15 protein-coding genes are annotated in these 18,248 nt (G+C 32.8%); 8 read left to right on the top strand and 7 right to left on the bottom strand.

Annotated features, from left to right (window positions below; all coding sequences use genetic code 11):
* Positions 1–15: 15 nt before the first annotated feature.
* Together lat and amaB are read right to left on the bottom strand one after the other, a co-directional pair.
* Positions 16–1,341 carry an L-lysine 6-transaminase gene (gene lat, locus OF897_RS12995; RefSeq protein WP_267266117.1) on the bottom strand — a complete coding sequence of 442 codons (1,326 nt, stop codon included), beginning with the start codon at positions 1,339–1,341 and terminating at the stop codon, positions 16–18.
* A gap of 88 nt (positions 1,342–1,429) precedes the next feature.
* Positions 1,430–2,980 carry an L-piperidine-6-carboxylate dehydrogenase gene (amaB, locus tag OF897_RS12990; RefSeq protein WP_267266116.1) on the bottom strand — a complete coding sequence of 517 codons (1,551 nt, stop codon included), beginning with the start codon at positions 2,978–2,980 and terminating at the stop codon, positions 1,430–1,432.
* A 136-nt stretch (positions 2,981–3,116) separates the two neighbouring features.
* On the opposite strand from amaB, the gene OF897_RS12985 reads away from it, so the two are divergent.
* A complete protein-coding gene (locus OF897_RS12985) occupies positions 3,117–3,311 on the top strand; it encodes a hypothetical protein (protein ID WP_267266115.1) in 195 nt (64 codons plus the stop codon).
* Between the two features lie 49 nt (positions 3,312–3,360).
* Here the strand turns inward: OF897_RS12985 and OF897_RS12980 are convergent, their stop codons facing one another.
* From OF897_RS12980 to ccsA, 3 genes are all read right to left on the bottom strand, one after another.
* The gene (locus OF897_RS12980; protein ID WP_267266114.1) at positions 3,361–3,549 is read right to left on the bottom strand and encodes an Arc family DNA binding domain-containing protein; all 189 of its coding nucleotides are present in this window, start codon (positions 3,547–3,549) and stop codon (positions 3,361–3,363) included.
* 160 nt (positions 3,550–3,709) lie between these two features.
* Positions 3,710–4,588 (bottom strand): SPFH domain-containing protein, encoded by an 879-nt coding sequence (locus OF897_RS12975; RefSeq protein WP_267266113.1) that lies wholly within the window; start codon positions 4,586–4,588, stop codon positions 3,710–3,712.
* 146 nt (positions 4,589–4,734) lie between these two features.
* Positions 4,735–8,064 carry a cytochrome c biogenesis protein gene (gene ccsA, locus OF897_RS12970; RefSeq protein WP_267266112.1) on the bottom strand — a complete coding sequence of 1,110 codons (3,330 nt, stop codon included), beginning with the start codon at positions 8,062–8,064 and terminating at the stop codon, positions 4,735–4,737.
* Positions 8,065–8,313: 249 nt separating this feature from the next.
* Between ccsA and OF897_RS12965 the strand changes: the two genes are divergently transcribed.
* The 5 genes from OF897_RS12965 to OF897_RS12945 all read left to right on the top strand — a co-directional run bounded on the left by OF897_RS12965 (position 8,314) and on the right by OF897_RS12945 (position 14,882).
* Positions 8,314–10,860, top strand: coding sequence for a DNA translocase FtsK (locus OF897_RS12965; protein WP_267266111.1), 2,547 nt, complete (start codon positions 8,314–8,316; stop codon positions 10,858–10,860).
* A 73-nt stretch (positions 10,861–10,933) separates the two neighbouring features.
* Positions 10,934–11,581, top strand: coding sequence for a LolA family protein (locus OF897_RS12960; RefSeq protein ID WP_267266110.1), 648 nt, complete (start codon positions 10,934–10,936; stop codon positions 11,579–11,581).
* A 67-nt stretch (positions 11,582–11,648) separates the two neighbouring features.
* The gene (locus tag OF897_RS12955) at positions 11,649–13,103 is read left to right on the top strand and encodes an LptF/LptG family permease (protein ID WP_267266109.1); all 1,455 of its coding nucleotides are present in this window, start codon (positions 11,649–11,651) and stop codon (positions 13,101–13,103) included.
* Positions 13,104–13,269: 166 nt separating this feature from the next.
* Positions 13,270–14,130, top strand: coding sequence for a hypothetical protein (locus OF897_RS12950; protein WP_267266108.1), 861 nt, complete (start codon positions 13,270–13,272; stop codon positions 14,128–14,130).
* Between the two features lie 107 nt (positions 14,131–14,237).
* Positions 14,238–14,882, top strand: a complete 645-nt coding sequence (locus OF897_RS12945; RefSeq protein ID WP_267266107.1) for a hypothetical protein — start codon at positions 14,238–14,240, stop codon at positions 14,880–14,882.
* Positions 14,883–14,937: 55 nt separating this feature from the next.
* Here the strand turns inward: OF897_RS12945 and frr are convergent, their stop codons facing one another.
* Both frr and pyrH read right to left on the bottom strand, forming a co-directional pair.
* Positions 14,938–15,492: a ribosome recycling factor gene (frr, locus tag OF897_RS12940; protein WP_267266106.1), complete on the bottom strand. Its 555-nt coding sequence runs from the start codon at positions 15,490–15,492 to the stop codon at positions 14,938–14,940.
* Between the two features lie 116 nt (positions 15,493–15,608).
* Positions 15,609–16,316: a UMP kinase gene (gene pyrH / locus OF897_RS12935; RefSeq protein WP_066675610.1), complete on the bottom strand. Its 708-nt coding sequence runs from the start codon at positions 16,314–16,316 to the stop codon at positions 15,609–15,611.
* Positions 16,317–16,481: 165 nt separating this feature from the next.
* Here pyrH and porQ point away from each other — a divergent pair, with 165 nt between their 5' ends.
* Complete coding sequence (gene porQ, locus OF897_RS12930; RefSeq protein ID WP_267266105.1) at positions 16,482–17,474, top strand: type IX secretion system protein PorQ; 993 nt, start codon at positions 16,482–16,484, stop codon at positions 17,472–17,474.
* An 81-nt stretch (positions 17,475–17,555) separates the two neighbouring features.
* A complete protein-coding gene (cmk, locus tag OF897_RS12925) occupies positions 17,556–18,242 on the top strand; it encodes a (d)CMP kinase (RefSeq protein ID WP_267266104.1) in 687 nt (228 codons plus the stop codon).
* Positions 18,243–18,248: the final 6 nt, after the last annotated feature.

The raw sequence follows: 18,248 nt of genomic DNA, 5'->3' as shown, positions 1-18,248 counted from the left end.
TCCAAATTTGTAGTTTTAAATCTTATTAATATTATTTTCAATTTTATCTAAAGCAATCTGAATTTCCTCTTTAGTAACATTCAAATGTGGTCTGAATCTTATTGACTGATCACCGCAAGAAAGAATGATTAAACCGTCATTGTACAATTCATTTCTCATTTGATCTCTATGTTGTCCCGAAGGCAAATCTATTGCACACATCAAACCTTTTCCTCTAGCGTTTGATAATTTTTCAGGATATTTTTGAACCAAAGTTTGTAAACCTTCCAAAAGATATTCACCAACGATATTAGCGTTTTCTAAAAGATTTTCTTTTTCGATAACTTCCATTACCAATTGAAAACGAAGCATATCAATAAAGTTTCCACCGAAAGTAGAATTGATTCTTGAGCTTTCTCTGAACACATTATTAGGAATTTCGTCAAATTTTTCTTTATTCGCTAAAACTCCACAAACCTGAGTTTTTTTACCGAATGAAATAATATCCGGTCTCACACTTAAATGCTCAAAAGCCCACATTTTACCAGTAATTCCAATTCCTGTCTGTACTTCGTCAAAAATTAAAAGAACTTCATGCTCGTCGCAGATTTTTCTTAAACCAACAAAAAATTCGTCTCTGAAATGATTATCGCCACCTTCAGCCTGAATTGGTTCAATAATAATACAAGCCACTTTATCAGGATTCGAAAGAATAGCTTCCGTAATTTGAAGTAAAGCTAAATTTTCATTTTTAATGGTTTCCTCTAAATTTTCTTCAGTAATCGGGAAATGTAATTTAGGATTCAAAATTCTTGGCCATTCAAACATCGGGAAATACTGATATTTTCTTGGGTCTGAAGTGTTGGTCAAACTTAAAGTATAACCGCTTCTTCCATGAAATGCCTGTCTGAAATGAATACAAATTCCCGCTTCAATATCTAAACCTTTTTCAAAATTTTTTCTTGTTTTCCAGTCGAAACAAGCTTTCATGGCATTTTCAACACCTAAAGCTCCACCTTCAATAAAAAATGCATACTGCAATTCTTTAGGTAAAACCACTCTTTCGAAAACTTCAAGAAAATGTGCATATTCTTTAGAATAAACATCAGCTAAAGTTGGTTTATTAATAGCCATTTTTCCCAGCCATTCAGATTTTTCAACTAAATATGGATGATTGTAACCGATAGAAGCAGAGCCGAACATTGAAAACATATCAAGAAGATTTTTCCCTGAAACCGAATCATGAATCCAAGATCCGTGAGAGTTTTCAATATCCATTACAAAGTCAAAACCGTCTGCCAAAACGTGTTTTCCTACGGTTTCTTTTATTTTATTTGACTGAATTTCTAATATATTGTCCATTTTTTAAATTTTGAGATTTAGAAATTCAGAGATTTACATATTATTAGTTTAATATTTTTAAATCTCTGAATTCAGAATTTTTAAATATTTATAAATCAAATTTAATTCCCTGAGCCAATGGAAGACTTGCAGTGTAATTAATGGTATTGGTTTGTCTTCTCATGTAATATTTCCAAACATCAGAACCAGATTCTCTACCGCCTCCAGTTTCTTTTTCACCACCGAAAGCTCCACCAATTTCAGCACCTGAAGTTCCGATATTAACGTTTGCAATTCCACAATCTGAACCTGCGTGAGAAAGGAATAATTCAGCTTCTCTCAAATTCTGAGTCATAATTGCAGATGATAAACCTTGAGGAACATCATTTTGAATTGCAATCGCTTCTTCTAAAGTTGAGTATTTAATTAAATATAAAATAGGTGCAAAAGTTTCGTGCTGAACGATTTCGAAAGAATTTTTAACTTCGGCGATACATGGTTTTACATAACAGCCAGATTCGTAGTCTTTTCCTTCTAAAACGCCACCTTCAACAACGAATTTACCGCCTTCTTTTTTGCACTTTTCAATTGCTAATTCGTATTGATTTACCGCTTCAACATCGATAAGCGGTCCAACGTGCATATTTTCGTCTAATGGATTTCCGATTTTTAGTTGTCCGTAAGCTTTTGCCAAACGGTTTTTCACTTCGTCATAAACTGACTCATGAATGATCAATCTTCTCGTAGACGTACATCTTTGTCCTGCAGTTCCGACTGCTCCGAAAACAGCTCCGATAATTGACATATCCAAATCTGCATCTTTAGAAATAATGATGGCATTGTTTCCGCCCAATTCTAAAATAGATTTTCCAAATCTTTCAGCTACTTTAGAAGAAACTATTCTTCCAACTCTTGTAGAACCTGTGAATGAAACTAAGGCAACACGTTTGTCGTCAACTAATTTCTGTCCGATGGTGTGATCTGCAACCAATACACTTGAAATTCCTTCAGAAAGATTATTTTCTGCTAAAACTTCATTCATAATATTTTGGCAAGCAATTGCACAAAGCGGAGTTTTTTCTGATGGTTTCCAGATCGTAACGTTTCCACAAATCCAAGCTAAAGCTGTATTCCAAGCCCAAACTGCAACCGGAAAATTGAAAGCTGTAATGATGCTGACAATTCCAAGCGGATGATATTGCTCGTACATTCTGTGACCAGGTCTTTCAGAATGCATTGTGTAACCGTGAAGCTGTCTTGATAAACCAACTGCAAAATCGCAAATGTCTATCATTTCCTGAACTTCACCAAGACCTTCCTGTAATGATTTCCCCATTTCGTAAGAAACCAGTTTTCCAAGATCCTCTTTATATTGTCTTAATTTTTGCCCGAGTTGGCGTACAATTTCGCCTCTTTTCGGCGCAGGCATTGTTCTGAATTCTAAGAATGCTTTTTGAGCAGATTCTATTACTTTGTCGTAATCTTTTTCGTTTGACAATTTTACTTTTCCGATTAATCTTCCGTCTGCGGGAGAATAACTTTCTATCGATTTTCCTGATGCAAAGAATTTTCCGCCAATGGAAGTTCCTTTATTTTCATCTTTGATTCCTAAATTTTTTAATGAATTTTCAATTCCGAAATCTTTGATTTTTTTTGACATAAAAATTTAACTTTTCGTTTTGCCTAAGATAGAAAATATTACTCAACTGGGAAATTTTAATTTTTTTTAACCTATTTATTATTTGGAATCGTTTTAAACATGCCTATCTTTGTACACCAATATTTACTACTCTGAAATGGAAAATAAGGAAGTTTTAAAAGAACAAAATGTAGAAAAAAGTACAAGGTGGAAAAAAATGCTGAAGAAATTCGGGATTTGGGGAATTGTATTTTTTACGGTAAAAGGTATCATCACTTCTACCCTTATTTATTTCATGGGTAAAAACTTCTGGAGCATTATCAGCGGATATTTTACCGGTGCTGCTGAATAAAAAAAGCAAAGAAATTATTCTCTGCTTTTGATTTTTGTTTAAAACTAAATTATTCTTTTTTCTTTCTTCCCGAATTGATTAAACTTTGACTAAGAAGATATTCAATCTGTCCGTTGACGCTTCTAAATTCATCATTTGCCCATTTTTCAAGAAGTTTATAAGTCGATTCATCTATCCTTATCACGAAAGATTTTTTGCTTTTGTTTTCGGGAGAGTTTTGAGCTTTTTCTGATTTCATTTTGTCTGTTTTTCTTATTGCTTTGTTTTTAACGCAAAGAGCGCAAAGATTTTTTTATAATGTGATTATTTTTAAGTTCGCAAAGGCGTTTCACTCAGCAAAGAACACTGTAATTTTAATTAATTACAACAATCTCTTTGTTATCAATCTTAGCTCAACCTTAATTATACAACGTTCCTGCATTTAAAATTGGTTGTGCTGCTTTTTCGCCACAAAGAACGACCATTAAATTACTTACCATTGCTGCTTTTCTTTCATCATCCAATTCTACGATATTTTCTTCTGAAAGTTTCTTTAAAGCTAAATCAACCATCCCGACTGCCCCTTCAACGATTTTAGTTCTTGCTGCAACAATTGCTGTAGCCTGTTGTCTTTGAAGCATTGCTCCTGCAATTTCTGATGCATAGGCTAAGTGCGAAATTCTCGCTTCCTGAATGATAATTCCTGCTTTTGAAAGTCGGTCTGTTAATTCCTGTTCAAGAATTGAATTGATTTTATCACCACCTTCTCTTAAAGTAATCGGAGCATGATCATCTTCTAAATTGTCATAAGGAAAACTCATTGCTAAATGACGAACTGCCGCTTCACTCTGCATTTTTACAAAGTCTGAATATCTTTCAACATCAAAAGCTGCTTTATAAGTATCTCCAACTTTCCAAACCATTACTACTCCAATTTCGATGGGATTACCCATTTTATCGTTTACTTTCAATGTTTGTCCTTGTAAGTTTTCAGAACGTAGAGACATTTTTTGAGATGAATATAATGGATTAATAAAGAACATTCCGTTGTCTTTTACCGTTCCCACATATCTTCCGAAGAAATTCAAAACTCTGGAATGGTTGGGTTGAATAATCATTAATCCTTTCAATAAAAAGCACATTAGAAAAAAAGCAACAGTTGATATAATAATATAAGTTACGTCAACATTTTCCCCGTCATTGATTCCTGTTATAAAAAGATAAACTGAAACTCCCAATAAGATTAACGAAAGAATTAATGCCAAATAACCTGACATTGGTTTTAAAACTTTTTCCATGATTGTAATTTTTAAAGTGATATTATTTTGATATCATAAAGATATGGATAAATTTTGAATTATAAATGATGAGTTTAAAATTATTTTAAAACAAAAAAATCCCGAAAAATTTCTTTCGGGATTTTTAATAATATATAAATTGAATTTTATTTTTTCTTTAAAGCAACAAACTTAAAGTAAGATACTAATGCTAAAGTAAACATGGCTGCTAAACCGATATATACCCAAGCCGGAATTGGAACAGGATCTCCTGCTGCATAAGAGTGAAGTCCACTCAAGTAATAATTCACTCCGAAATACGTCATAACCATTGAGCAGAAAGCGAACATTGTCGCTACACTGAATGCCCATCTGCTTCTCAGTCCCGGAACTAATCTCATGTGTAAAACAAATGCATACACCATAATTGAGATAAATGCCCAAGTTTCTTTCGGATCCCAGCTCCAATATCTTCCCCAAGATTCATTTGCCCAGATTCCACCTAAGAAGTTTCCTACAGTTAATGCAAAAAGCCCGATTGTTAAAGACATTTCAGATACAATTGCCAATTCTTTTAATGTAGAATCATTATGCAATTGGAACTGTTTTTTATCTGTAATTATATAGAATATCAGTGTAATTACGGCAATAATCATCGACAATGCGAAGAAACCGTAACTCGATACAATAATGGCGACGTGTACAACTAACCAATAAGATTTAAGAACCGGTGCCAATGGTGTAATCTGCGGGTTAAGTGCTACTGCTCCATGAGCAAAGCCCATCATGATTACTGCAACCATAAATCCTGCTGCTGGAATTAATGCATTAGAATGGTTTTTATTTGATAATTTCTTTTCAGAATCTTGTTGTTTCAATTTTGGATTTCCAAATCCGAAATAGAACATCATTCCCGCTGAAACTCCTATCCAAGAAATGAAAATGATTGCTTCGTAACCGTTACTCCAAGGAGCATGTCCGGAAATATACCATCTTGCAATAAGTCCTAAAAAGTGTATAACGTAACCTACAAGTCCAATATAAATAATTCCTTTGATGATATTATTAAGAATTTTGGTAGGCTTAAATAATTCCACAAAACCTAAAACAAATACTAATCCGCCAATAATAGTGTAGAAAATTAATAAGAAAAAGTTGATGTTTGCTTTATTGATAAAAACTTCTAAATCAACTTTCTCTTTTGCCGGAACAACTGCTTTCCCCCATTTCTGTTGATAATCTGATAATTTTTTTAATTCAATATCTGCCTTGCTCCAATCTCCTGTTTTTTGAGCTTGAAGTGCTTCTGCAAAATAAGGTCCCATTACTTTCTGAGATTCCATATCTGGTTCCATTTTTTGGTCAAGCCAAGAATGCCAAGTATGATTTGGGTCATTTTTCACAGGAACGATTCTCATAAACTGACCACTAAAAAATTCATTGAAAATCTGAACTTTTTCGTTTAATTTAATAACCTCTTTGTCATATTCAGACTGTAATGCTGGTTTTTTACGGAATGCTGTGTTATATTCTTCATCTAAAATATAAGTTAGATTTCCGTTAGCATCCGATGGAAACAAATTCATCAAAGTTGTATAACCATCTTCATTTGCCTTTACACGTTTTAAAAGAGCTTTCCCTCCTTTCGCATCCACTTTTATAAGAGGAACCATCGTCCAGCTTGGTGTATCTGTATTAATTGACAAAAACCACTGTTCAGCTGTTAAGTATTTTCCGTCCGTTCCTTTAAACTTATCTTTTTGATACAATTTTCTTAAAATATCTAAAGCCTGTGTATTAATCGGAACAATTCTTCCCTCATAATTCTGCACCAAAAGATAGCCAAACTTGTCAGCGTGCTCTTCACTAATTTTATTTCTCGAAATAATTTCGTCTGGCGAAATTATCCTCATTTTCGTCAAAGGAGCAGCTAAAGAATTAGAATTCTGCTGATTTCCCTGTGATTGAACTGCTTGAGGAGCTACTTCATGAGTATGATTATCTCCTTCTTTATGTACATGGGTACCACTTCCATCGTCTGTTCCATGCATTTCAATTTTCTGAGCACTTAATGTTAAGCTTAAGAATAATAAAACAACTGTTGCTGCTCTTTTTTTATTGATGTCTTTCAGCATTTTATTAAGTTTCCAGAAGTGTGTTCCTTTCCAGAAAAACATTACAAACATACCTCCGAATAAGAATGTATAACCGATGTAAGAAATCAAAGTTCCCCAGTAATCGTGGTTTACAGAAAGTAAAGTTCCCATTCTATCCGGCGTATAACTTGCCTGGAAAAAACGGTAACCTTTATAGTCAAGGATATTATTCATGTAAATTTTATAGGGTGTCTGTTTTCCTTCGTCAATTACTTTTACGTGACTTTCATAAGCACTTGGAGATGAACTTCCAGGATATGTTTCCATCACGAAATCATCAAGTTTAATTGCGAAAGGTGTGTTATAGATTTTAGGACCAAAACCAACCATAATATTCAATCCATCCATTGTTACTTGCTTGTAAGCATTAGGATTTCCTCTTTCCACAGAAAGTTCTACGATTTGTTTTGTTTTTGGACCTTGAAGTTCGATGGTCATTGCGTCTGGAACGTTCTGATCTTTCTTCTTATCGCCTTCAAAAGCTATCAATTTTCCTTTTCTAAGAGGCTCAGGAACAACTAATTTTAGTTCATTAATACTATATAAACTTCTTAAAACCAAAGGTTGAAATTTGTCTTTCGTAGTATTTCCGGTTGCCTGAGTTGCCATCGTCATATACGTCGCATCAACAGGAGTTTTAATAAACATTTGTCCATTTTCCTGTTTAAATTCAACAGCACCATCAATAGCTCTATTGAAAGTAACTAAAGTTCCGTTGATTGATTTTGTTTCCCCGGATTTGATGTAAATATTCTGTCTTCCCGTTTCAGCTGTAGAAACCAAGTGAAGATATTCAGCACCGTTTTGATCAGCAACTAAACTGTCTTTTTTTCTTTGAACATAATCTAAAGTTTTCACTTTAATTTCTTGTCCGTGAAAGTCATAGGTTGCATTAAAATCTTTGTGCAAAGGCGACATCAAATAAGGTACATCCTGATAATTCAGTACATCACCTTTATTTTCAATCTGAATCTTAAAGAACTGTTTGTCTGTTACAATTTCGTTTGAAGTTTCACCTTCTCTAATGGTCATTTGTCCTTCAAAACTGATGTATCTTGTAATCGCACCACCAATGAAAATAAAAATAAAGGCAAGGTGGAAAACCAAAACCGGCCATTTTTCTCTTCTCCAAAGACGGTAACGTGCTATATTTCCACAAAAGTTTATGATGAGAAGAAGCATAATGAGTTCAAACCATTTTGCTTCATAGATTAAGGCTTTTGCAGCGGGTGTTCCGTAGTCGTTTTCAAGGAACGTTGCATAAGCCATAGAAAATGCGTAAACCAGCAATAGAACTGCCATTGTTCTGGTTGAAATAAGAATATCTTGGATCTTCTTCATATTTTTTTTACTTGACATGCAAAAATAAGCATGATAAACCGAAAGGCGGATAAAAAAAGCTGTTTTTTGTCATTTTAAAGGGGATTTAGCTTATTTTGAAACATTCTTAATAAGTGAATTTTAATTAAATAAAACATAAAATAAAGTTGTTATTTCAGTCATAAAATATCACATCAAAAAACAAACGTGTTTTCTTCTAAAAAATATTTAAAATCTAAAAAAAACATTAAATTTGCGCAGACTGACATTATGGAAAAGAAATCACCAAAAAAACAACCAGAACAGCCTGAAACAGGCAAAATATTATCAAAACCACGTATTTTTTTCGGATTAACATTTATTGTTTTTGCCGGAGTGCTTACGCTTTCTTTTGTCTCCTATCTGATGAATTGGAAGGCAGATCAAAGCCAAGCAGGAAAAATATTAGACAAGACCATAAAATCATCCAACATATTCGGAAAGCTGGGCGATTGGCTCGGTAATATTTTCATTTTTGAAAGTATAGGAATTGCTTCATTTATTGTTGCATTTCTTTTCGTTGTGTTCGGAACGATGATTCTTAAGAAGAAAATTTTCAAACCTTGGATGACATTCGGGCATTCTTTGTTTTTCATTTGCTGGTTGCCAATTTTATTGGGTGCAATTACAAGAGGTAACGGAAATGGCGGTGTTTTAAGCGGAGTTTACGGTTATCAGATTATGGATTCTCTTTCTGCAATCATTGGAGATGTTGGTCTTTGGGTTGTTTTAATTGTGAGTATTGCGCTTTATTTTATTCTTGAATTTAATCTTCGTCCAAGCTCAATTAAAGCAAAATTGGATACTATCAACGAAAATACAATTGGAAAAGTAAAATCGATGATGCCTAATTCTGAGCAAAGTTTTGAAGCAGATCAGGAATTGGAAGAAGAAATTAGAGAAGAGGAAAAAGAAAAAGATTTAAATATTACCGTAACAGATATTTCGGAAAATAAAAAAACTAAAGAAGCTGTTGTAAAATCTGAACCAATTATTCAGGAGAATTTGAATGTTGCAAATGTTGAAACGATTGTAACACCCAATCAAACTTCTTTCGAACAGGAAAAAGAATTAGCACCGACTTTAAATTTAGACTTAGATACAAAACCAATTATTCCTACTATAAAACCGGAAGATGCTTTTGAAGTTCATTCTAATTTTTCTACTCCGCCACAAGAGGAAATTAAATTTAAAGTAGAAGTTGCTCCTGTAATCGATATTATTGATGATGCAGATAAATTATCTCAAGATTTGGTTAATCAACACGGTTTATATGACCACAAATTGGATTTAGCTAAATTTCAAATGCCACCAATCGATTTGTTGAAAGAATATGGTAACGAAGAAATTTCTATTAATAAAGAAGAATTAGAAGAAAATAAAAATAAAATTGTTGGGCTTCTTAAAAACTTCAACGTCGGAATTGCTGAAATTAAAGCGACGATTGGGCCAACTGTTACTTTATACGAAATTGTTCCCGAAGCAGGAATCAGAGTTGCTTCCATTAAAAAATTACAGGATGATATTGCTTTGAATCTTTCTGCTTTAGGAATCAGAATTATTGCACCAATGCCTGGAAAAGGAACGATCGGAATTGAAGTTCCTAGAAAAAATCCTACGATGGTTTCGATGAGATCGGTGATTGCTTCTCAGAAATTCCAAAATACAGATATGGATTTGCCAGTTGTTTTCGGTAAGACTATTTCTAATGAAGTTTTTATGGCGGATTTGTCTAAAATGCCTCACCTTTTGATGGCGGGAGCAACCGGACAAGGAAAATCTGTTGGAATCAATGCAATTTTGACTTCCCTACTTTACAAAAAACATCCAAGTGAACTGAAGTTTGTAATGGTTGACCCGAAAAAAGTGGAACTTTCTTTATATTCAAAAATTGAAAGACATTATTTGGCAAAACTTCCAGATTCTGATGATGCAATTATTACCGATACCAATAAAGTAATCAACACTTTGAATTCTCTTTGCGTCGAAATGGATCAGCGTTATGATTTGCTTAAAAATGCTTTCTGTAAAAATTTAAAGGAATACAATAAAAAATTCAGTGAAAGAAAATTAAACCCTGAAAACGGCCACCGTTATTTACCTTACATTGTTTTGGTGGTCGATGAGTTTGCAGATTTAATTATGACCGCCGGAAAAGAAGTTGAACTTCCGATTGCAAGATTGGCGCAGTTGGCAAGAGCGGTAGGAATTCACTTAATTGTTGCGACGCAAAGACCTTCTGTCAACGTAATTACAGGTATGATTAAAGCTAACTTCCCTGCAAGAGCGGCATTCAGAGTAATTTCAAGTGTGGATTCAAGAACGATTTTGGATTCTACAGGAGCAGATCAGCTGATTGGAAAAGGTGATATGCTTTATTTTAACGGAAATGAAATTTTAAGACTTCAATGTGCGTTCGTTGATACTCCAGAAGTTGAAAGATTGGCAGAATTTATCGGTGAGCAAAAAGGTTACGCTTCAGCATTCATGCTTCCTGAATTTGTTTCTGAAGAAGCAACAAGTACAGTCGGGGCATTTGATCCCAATGAAAAAGATGCTTTATTTGAAGATGCAGCAAGAATTATTGTTTCAACACAACAAGGTTCTACATCAATGCTTCAAAGACAGTTGAAATTAGGATATAACAGAGCAGGAAGAATTATGGATCAGTTGGAAGCAAGCGGCATTGTTGGTGGATTTAACGGTGCAAAAGCAAGAGAAGTTCTTATTAGTGATCTATATTCTTTGGAACAGTTTTTGGAAGATCTGCGAAATTAAATTCAGAAAATCAAAATTTTTAACTTTCAGCTTGAATGAAAGTCTAAAGAATAGAAAAATTAGAAAAATAAAAATGAAAAAATTAGTTTCAAAAATAGTTTTAGGAGCATTTGTAGTGGGAAGTATGAGTTTGGTTCAGGCTCAGAAAATTGATGCTAAAGCAAAAAAGATACTTGACGATATTACGGCAAACTACAATTCTAAGAAAAATTCTTATTTTAAATTTGCTTTTGGAAGCGGAATGAACGGCGCTGTTTCTAAAACAGAACCCGGAATTTATTATTCTGCAGGAGATAAATATAAGTTGAAAATCATGGAAACAGAACAGATTTTCGACGGAAATAAAATCTACAATATCAATACAGAGGATATGGAAGTTACGGTTGCAAAACCAAACGGAAGTAGTACGATGTTCTCCCCTATCAATTATTTAACGTCTTACAGAAAAGATTACAATGTAGTATATAGCGGTAAAAAAACAGTTGATGGCGTAAGTGCAGATTTAATTAAATTGACTCCTGTAAAAGCAAACGGATTAAAATACATATATCTTTATGTAGATTCTGCGAAAAAGCAAATGCTTAAACTTGAACAACACGGAAACAACAAAGATATCTCTGTAATTTCTATTAAAGAATATAAAGAAAACCAGCAATTAGATCCGAATATGTTTGTTTTTGACAAGGCAAAATTCAAAAATTATCTGGTTACAGAATTATAATTCTAAATAAATATTAAAATTTCAAGTCACAAAGAAAACTTTGTGGCTTTTTCATTAATTTTGGCGAATGTTTAAAATATTAGACCGATATATCATCAAGACCTTTTTTGGTCCGTTTTTATTTATATTCAGTGTTCTGTTTTTTATTTTTATTGTAAACATTATCTGGATTCAGCTTGGTCAGTTTATGGGTAAAGGTTTAACGACTTTACAGATCATGAAGCTCCTTTTTTATCTTGGAGTAAGTGTTGTAAGTATGGTTTTGCCTTTAACGGTTCTTTTGGCAAGTATCATGTCTTTCGGTGAATTGGGAGAACGGTACGAACTTGCTGCGATGAAAGCTGCCGGAATTTCTTTAACGAGAGTAATGATGCCGCTTTTGGGCGTAACTGCAGTTTTAGCAGTCATGTTATTTTTCTTTTCAAATAATATCATTCCCGATTTTCAGAGAAAAGCAAAGAATATGCTTTTTAATATTGCTCAAACCAAACCCGCCCTAAATTTCACTCCCGGACAATTTATTGATCAGATTCCCGGTTATATGGTGAAATTTGATAAAATTCAGGGAGAAGAAGGTCGAGATTTAGACGGAATTTTCATCCATAAAAAAGCAAGTAATTTTGAAAATCAGCAAACAATTGTTGCAAAAAAAGGAAAATTTGCCAATGCAAAAAACAGAAACTTTATGCAGCTTCAACTATTTGACGGTTATATTATTGAAGATTCTCATGCCGGAAAATCGGATAATGTAAGAGCTAAACAACCCGATCAAGCCATTAAATTTGATACGTTGGTTACGCATTTTGACATCAGTGAACTGATTAATAAAGCCATCGAAAAAGAACAAATTACAGATGATTACCGTTTTCAGACTTACACAGAACTTTTAGCGACCATTGATAAAACTAAAAAAGATAACACCAAGACTGCAGAAAATATCAGTAATGACATTATCAATCAAACCAACTCTGTTGTTACTTATATGGAGAAAAACAAAACTAAAGCTCCGGTAAAATCTCAGTATAAATTAGACTCGATAAAAGGTGATAAAAAACTTCAGATTTTGACTAATGCCTATTCAAGATTGGATAATTTGAAAACCAATTTAGATACAAAAAACAAAGAGCTTGATCCGAGTGTGAAATATTTCAGTAAAGTGGTCATTTATCAGCAGAGAATTCTCACCTACTCTTTTACATGTATCATTTTCTTTATGATTGGTGCGAGTTTAGGATCAATTATCAGAAAAGGAGGAATGGGAGTTCCGGTTATTATCGCAATTGTGATATTCATTATTTTCTACGTAATCAATGTTGGTTTTGAAAACGTTGCATGGTCAGGAAAAATGAGTCCGTATCTTGCAGCTTGGCTTCCGAATATCATCTTATTTCCTTTTGGAATTTTAATGACTTACAAAGCTTTGACAGATTCTCAACTATTCGATTCTGAAAAGTACAAAACCTTCTTCAAACCGCTTACGAAACTCTTCGTAAAACAGAAAGAACATAAACGTTATCAATAAATTTTACTTCCGGACTCAGTTCCGGATTTTTTTATTAGACAAATTATCTAATATAATGACTATTATTTCATCAAAAAATTCTCGTAGGGTTGTGAAAACACTAATAAATGAATATATTTGCAGTTGTATTTATTCAATAAATAGTGAATTTAATTAATTTAAATATATGCTAAAAAATATTTTAAAAATATCTTTGCTTGGAATTTTTTTAATTTCATGTTCAGAATCAGATGAGCAAATTGAAGATTTAGTTTCTGTAGAAACTCCTATAGTAAATAACCCTGATTTAGAAAGTATCGGACTTAAAATTTTTGTAGATAAACAAGAAGGTAATATTCTGGAAAGTTTTATTTTTAAATTAGAACAAAAAAATAAATCGACTTATTTTGGAGATCTCGCTCAGCATTTGGATTCTTTGGTTTTCAAGATTTCAGACTATAATGGAACAAAAAAGATTTTTGAAAAACTTGAAAATGGTAATACTGGAACAATTCAATTCAATCATAATTTTTATTTTCCTGGAAATTATAATGCGAGTATTTTAGGATATAAAAGTGGAAAGATTACTTATAAAGATGATATTGATTTAAAAATTTCAAACCAGAAAGATTTCCTTGTAACTAATTGGAATAATTTTTCTGAGAATACTCCAATAGGATATTTTAATGCGCTTTCAAAAAACTCACTGGTTTTTCATAATCGTTTTGAAAATAGTAATCCATATATATCGGTGACAAATTCATGGGATAATATTAATGATTATACTACGGATCAAATAAAACAAATGGATAGAGATTTTCTTTACAATTATTTTGTGAAATTCTACTCTATACCGCAATATACAGAAGCTAATACATCAAATCTAAAAGATATATATACTCAGAATTTCAAAAAATCAATAAAAAATGATATTCCTGTGTCTATTTGGATTACAGCTAAGAATAAAATTGCTTTAATGAAAGAATATTCCACAACCAATTCTTCACAATTCTACGGATACAGAATTATTGCTGAACCAAATAATTAATAAAATATTTACTCTAAAAGATGCAGTTGAAAATTCAACTGCATCTTTTATTTAAAATTAAAGAACTGCATATTTTTTGCTTCTCTCAAAAAACCAAATCTTACTTAATGAAAAAGCTTATTCTTTTACCAAGTCTTATTTTTATATTTTCGTGTGAAAACAAAAATAAAGAATCAATTGATGTAAAATCTTCTTCAGATAGCTTACAAAATATTTCAACAAAAGATTCTTTAAATAATAATTCCCCGCAAACAATTGATGAAATTAAAGCAGAATATGCATCATTAAATAATCAATTAATCGCTAAAAAACTAGATTCTACAAGTTTTGATTATGAGTGTGATGAAATTTCGGGGAATGTAGTTTATTACAGTTCAAACGGAGAATTGAAGAGCATCAAACATTTTTACGCAGACAGTCATTTTTCTTCAGTAGAAAATTATTACTTGAAAAATGGTAAACCTTATTTTATATTTAAAGATGATACGGTTTGGAATTTCGACGGTGGAACTCCTGAAAAACCTGAAACAAAAGATGAAGTTGCGCAGCAACGAATTTACATCGTCAATGAAAAACCTATCGAATGTTTAGAAAAGAAATTTACACTTAAATCTAATTCTAAAAATAATCCGAAACCTGAAAATGTTCAGAATGTTCAAAGTAAGAACTGTTCGTATTCAGAGCTACAGAAAACTTTTGAAGTTCTTCTAAAAAATAAAGACAAGAAAGGAAAAACTACTTGTATTCAATAAAACGAAAAAGAGGCTTCATCACTGAAACCTCTTTTTTATATTTAAAAACCAAAAGTTATACTTTCATAATTTCAGCTTCCTTCGTCTTCAAATGATCGTCACAAGCCTTCACAAACTTATCTGTAAGTTCCTGAATAGTTGCTTCCACATTTTTAACTAAATCTTCAGAAACACCATCCAATTTTTTAAGTTCTTTCAAACCATTTTGTCTTGCGTTTCTTACAACGATTTTAGTATCTTCAGTTTCTCCTTTAGCCTGTTTTGCCAAATCTTTTCTTCTTTCCTCCGTTAAAGGTGGTACATTCAGAATGATATTTTCACCGTTATTAGAAGGTGCAAATCCTAAATTAGAATTAATGATTGCTTTTTCAATAGGACCAATTGCTGTTCTGTCCCAAGGTTGAATAGAAATGGTCATCGCATCCGGTACAGAAACGTTTGCAACCTGATTAAGAGGAGTTGGAGCACCATAATATTCTACCATCACATCCTGAACCATGCTCGTAGACGCACGTCCCGCTCTGATTCTTTGAAATGCATGATCCAAGTGCTTTAGAGCTCCTTCCATGTCTTGATTTACAGATTCTACGATAAGATCTAATTCTTCCATTATATAATAAAAATTTGATAAGTTACACATTGATTAAAGATGAGTAATAAGTAATGGGTAATAAGTAATTATAATGTTAAAAACCTAATCCCTAAAATCTATTATCTTCTATCTAATTATAAATTAACTAAAGTTCCTACATTTTCCCCGTCAACAATTTTCAATAAATTACCGTCTTTATTCATATCAAAAACAATAATTGGCAATTTATTTTCGTGGCTTAAAGTAAAGGCAGTCATATCCATCACCTTAAGATCTTTTTCAAAAACTTCTTCGAAAGTTAAAGAATTATATTTTACTGCATTTTCGTTTTTCTCAGGATCGCTGTCGTAGATTCCGTCAACTCTTGTTCCTTTTAAGATAACATCAGCTCCGATTTCGATAGCTCTTAATGTTGCTGCGGTATCTGTTGTAAAATATGGGTTTCCTGTTCCTGCTCCGAAGATCACTACTCTACCTTTTTCAAGATGTCTTACTGCTCTTCTTTTAATGAAAGGTTCTGCAACTTTATCCATTTCGATAGCAGATTGCAGTCTTGTTTTGATTCCTGCATCTTCCAAAGCACCTTGTAAAGCCATTCCGTTTATTACGGTTGCAAGCATTCCCATGTAGTCACCTTGTACTCTATCCATCCCTTTTGCAGCTCCAGCCACACCACGGAAAATATTCCCTCCTCCTATTACGATTGCTATTTCACAACCTCTGTCAACCACTTTTTTGATTTCCTGAGCATATTCCATCAGTCTATCAGTATCGATACCGTATTGTCTGTTCCCCATTAATGCCTCACCGCTCAGTTTCAGAAGGATTCTTTTATATTTCATCTTAAATTTTAATAATAGTTTTTGAGAATTAATTTCCTCGAAAATTAACTTTGCAAATATAATCATTATAAATATTGAAAAAAGAAAAATATTATACATAAATAATGGCAGAAATATTTTGATAAGTAGCAAAAAGGATTATTTTTGCATTAATTAAATACTGATTTGAAGAAAGTTCTAATTTTTTCACTATTTCTTTCGGGAATTGTTTCATTTGCACAATCTGGAACAAACGTTTACTCTTTCTTAAATATTCCCGTTTCTGCGAGACAGGCTGCTTTAGGTGGCGACGCTATTACCATGAGAGATTACGATGTATCTTTTGCCATTGCCAATCCGGCTTTGTTGAATAAAGATTCAGATAAACAGCTTTCTGTAAATGCCTCGACCTATTTGGCAGATTCAAAATTCGGAACGGTTGCTTTTGCTAAAGACCTTGATAATGGTCACATGGTAACTTTAAACGCAAGATATTTAAGTTATGGAAATATCCCGAGAACCGACGAAAGTGGTTTTGAAATGGGAGAATTTTCAGCTTCAGACGTTGCTGTAGGAGCCGGTTATGCTTATCAGTTTGAAGAAGATTGGACGATTGGAGGTGGATTAAATTTCGTTACTTCAAAAATCGACACGTATACTTCTTCTGCAATCTCAGGAACTGCGGGTGTTACGTATCACAATAAATTAAATAAAGAAGTTGCTTCAGTTGTTTTTAGAAACTTCGGTTATCAGTTTAAATCATTTAATGGAGAAAGAGAAAATCTTCCTTTTAGAATAGATTTAGGATATACAAGAATTTTAAAAGCGATTCCTTTAGCAATTACAATTACCGCACACGATTTACAGAAATTTAACATTTCTACCGATTATAATATTAACGGACAGGAAGTTGGTTTCGGAAGAAAACTTGCCGATCACTTTTCTTTAGGTGCCGAACTTTTCCCTGAAAAAGGCTTCAATATAAGATTAGGTTATAATGTAAGAAGAGGAAATGAATTAGCTGTAGCAGATCAAAGAAACTTCACAGGTATTTCTGGTGGATTTGGTTTAAAAATATCAAAATTCCGTTTAGATTATGCCCATGTAAGATATCACAACTCTTCCAACGTAAACCAAATTGGTATTTCTGTTGACTTGAGTGGTAACAGAGGACAATAAATTTCCATAAAATTTAAAATTATTCAGGTTTATACTTGAAACCCACTTGATTTTTTCAGAAAATTTCTTGAAATTTGTGATATGAAAAAACCAGTAATTGCTATTGATGGCTATTCTTCTACAGGAAAAAGCTCAATCTCAAAAATTATTGCCGAAAAATTTGGAATTGTACACTTAGATACAGGTGCACTTTATCGTGGTATCACTTGGTTTGCTTTACAAAACTGTGCCGATGATAATGGAAATATCGATTTACAGGAACTTTTCAAATCATTTCATATCATCAAACTTGAATTTAAAAAAGTGGAGGATGAATTGGTTTTATATTTAAATCATATCAACGTCTCCAAAGAAATTCGTACTGCTGAAGTTTCAAATAATGTAAGTTTAATAGCGAAGCAAAAAGAAGTAAGAGATTTTTTGTTGGAAACTCAAAGATCAATCGCAAGAAACGGCGGAGTTATCATGGATGGAAGAGACATCGGAACTGTAGTTTTACCCGATGCCGATTTTAAATTTTTCCTTACTGCAAGTATAGATGAACGAACAAAACGTAGATATAACGAACTTCTTGCTATGGGAATACAATCTAATGAGTCTGAAGTGAAAGAAAACCTTATTGCAAGAGACAAAATTGATAGTGAAAGAGAAATTGCGCCTTTAAAGCAAGCTGAAGATGCAATTTTGATTGACAATACAAAGATGACAAAAAGTCAAACTATTGACGCTATTTTGTTGCAGATAACAAAAATCAATACTTTTTACTAGATAAAC

Origin of the sequence: Chryseobacterium formosum (assembly GCF_026460885.1) — a bacterium.
In the GTDB taxonomy this organism is placed as follows: Bacteria; Bacteroidota; Bacteroidia; order Flavobacteriales; family Weeksellaceae; genus Chryseobacterium; species Chryseobacterium formosus.
The sequence above is the reverse complement of the archived record's forward strand: the minus strand, read 5'-3'. Positions and strand labels throughout refer to the sequence as shown.

Bases quoted from the DNA above. Each gene is read 5' to 3' on its own strand.
- lat (WP_267266117.1), bottom strand. From the start codon at position 1,341: ATGGACAATATATTAGAAATTCAGTCAAATAAAATAAAAGAAACCGTA.
- amaB (WP_267266116.1), bottom strand. From the start codon at position 2,980: ATGTCAAAAAAAATCAAAGATTTCGGAATTGAAAATTCATTAAAAAAT.
- OF897_RS12985 (WP_267266115.1), top strand. From the start codon at position 3,117: ATGGAAAATAAGGAAGTTTTAAAAGAACAAAATGTAGAAAAAAGTACA.
- OF897_RS12980 (WP_267266114.1), bottom strand. From the start codon at position 3,549: ATGAAATCAGAAAAAGCTCAAAACTCTCCCGAAAACAAAAGCAAAAAA.
- OF897_RS12975 (WP_267266113.1), bottom strand. From the start codon at position 4,588: ATGGAAAAAGTTTTAAAACCAATGTCAGGTTATTTGGCATTAATTCTT.
- ccsA (WP_267266112.1), bottom strand. From the start codon at position 8,064: ATGAAGAAGATCCAAGATATTCTTATTTCAACCAGAACAATGGCAGTT.
- OF897_RS12965 (WP_267266111.1), top strand. From the start codon at position 8,314: ATGGAAAAGAAATCACCAAAAAAACAACCAGAACAGCCTGAAACAGGC.
- OF897_RS12960 (WP_267266110.1), top strand. From the start codon at position 10,934: ATGAAAAAATTAGTTTCAAAAATAGTTTTAGGAGCATTTGTAGTGGGA.
- OF897_RS12955 (WP_267266109.1), top strand. From the start codon at position 11,649: ATGTTTAAAATATTAGACCGATATATCATCAAGACCTTTTTTGGTCCG.
- OF897_RS12950 (WP_267266108.1), top strand. From the start codon at position 13,270: ATGCTAAAAAATATTTTAAAAATATCTTTGCTTGGAATTTTTTTAATT.
- OF897_RS12945 (WP_267266107.1), top strand. From the start codon at position 14,238: ATGAAAAAGCTTATTCTTTTACCAAGTCTTATTTTTATATTTTCGTGT.
- frr (WP_267266106.1), bottom strand. From the start codon at position 15,492: ATGGAAGAATTAGATCTTATCGTAGAATCTGTAAATCAAGACATGGAA.
- pyrH (WP_066675610.1), bottom strand. From the start codon at position 16,316: ATGAAATATAAAAGAATCCTTCTGAAACTGAGCGGTGAGGCATTAATG.
- cmk (WP_267266104.1), top strand. From the start codon at position 17,556: ATGAAAAAACCAGTAATTGCTATTGATGGCTATTCTTCTACAGGAAAA.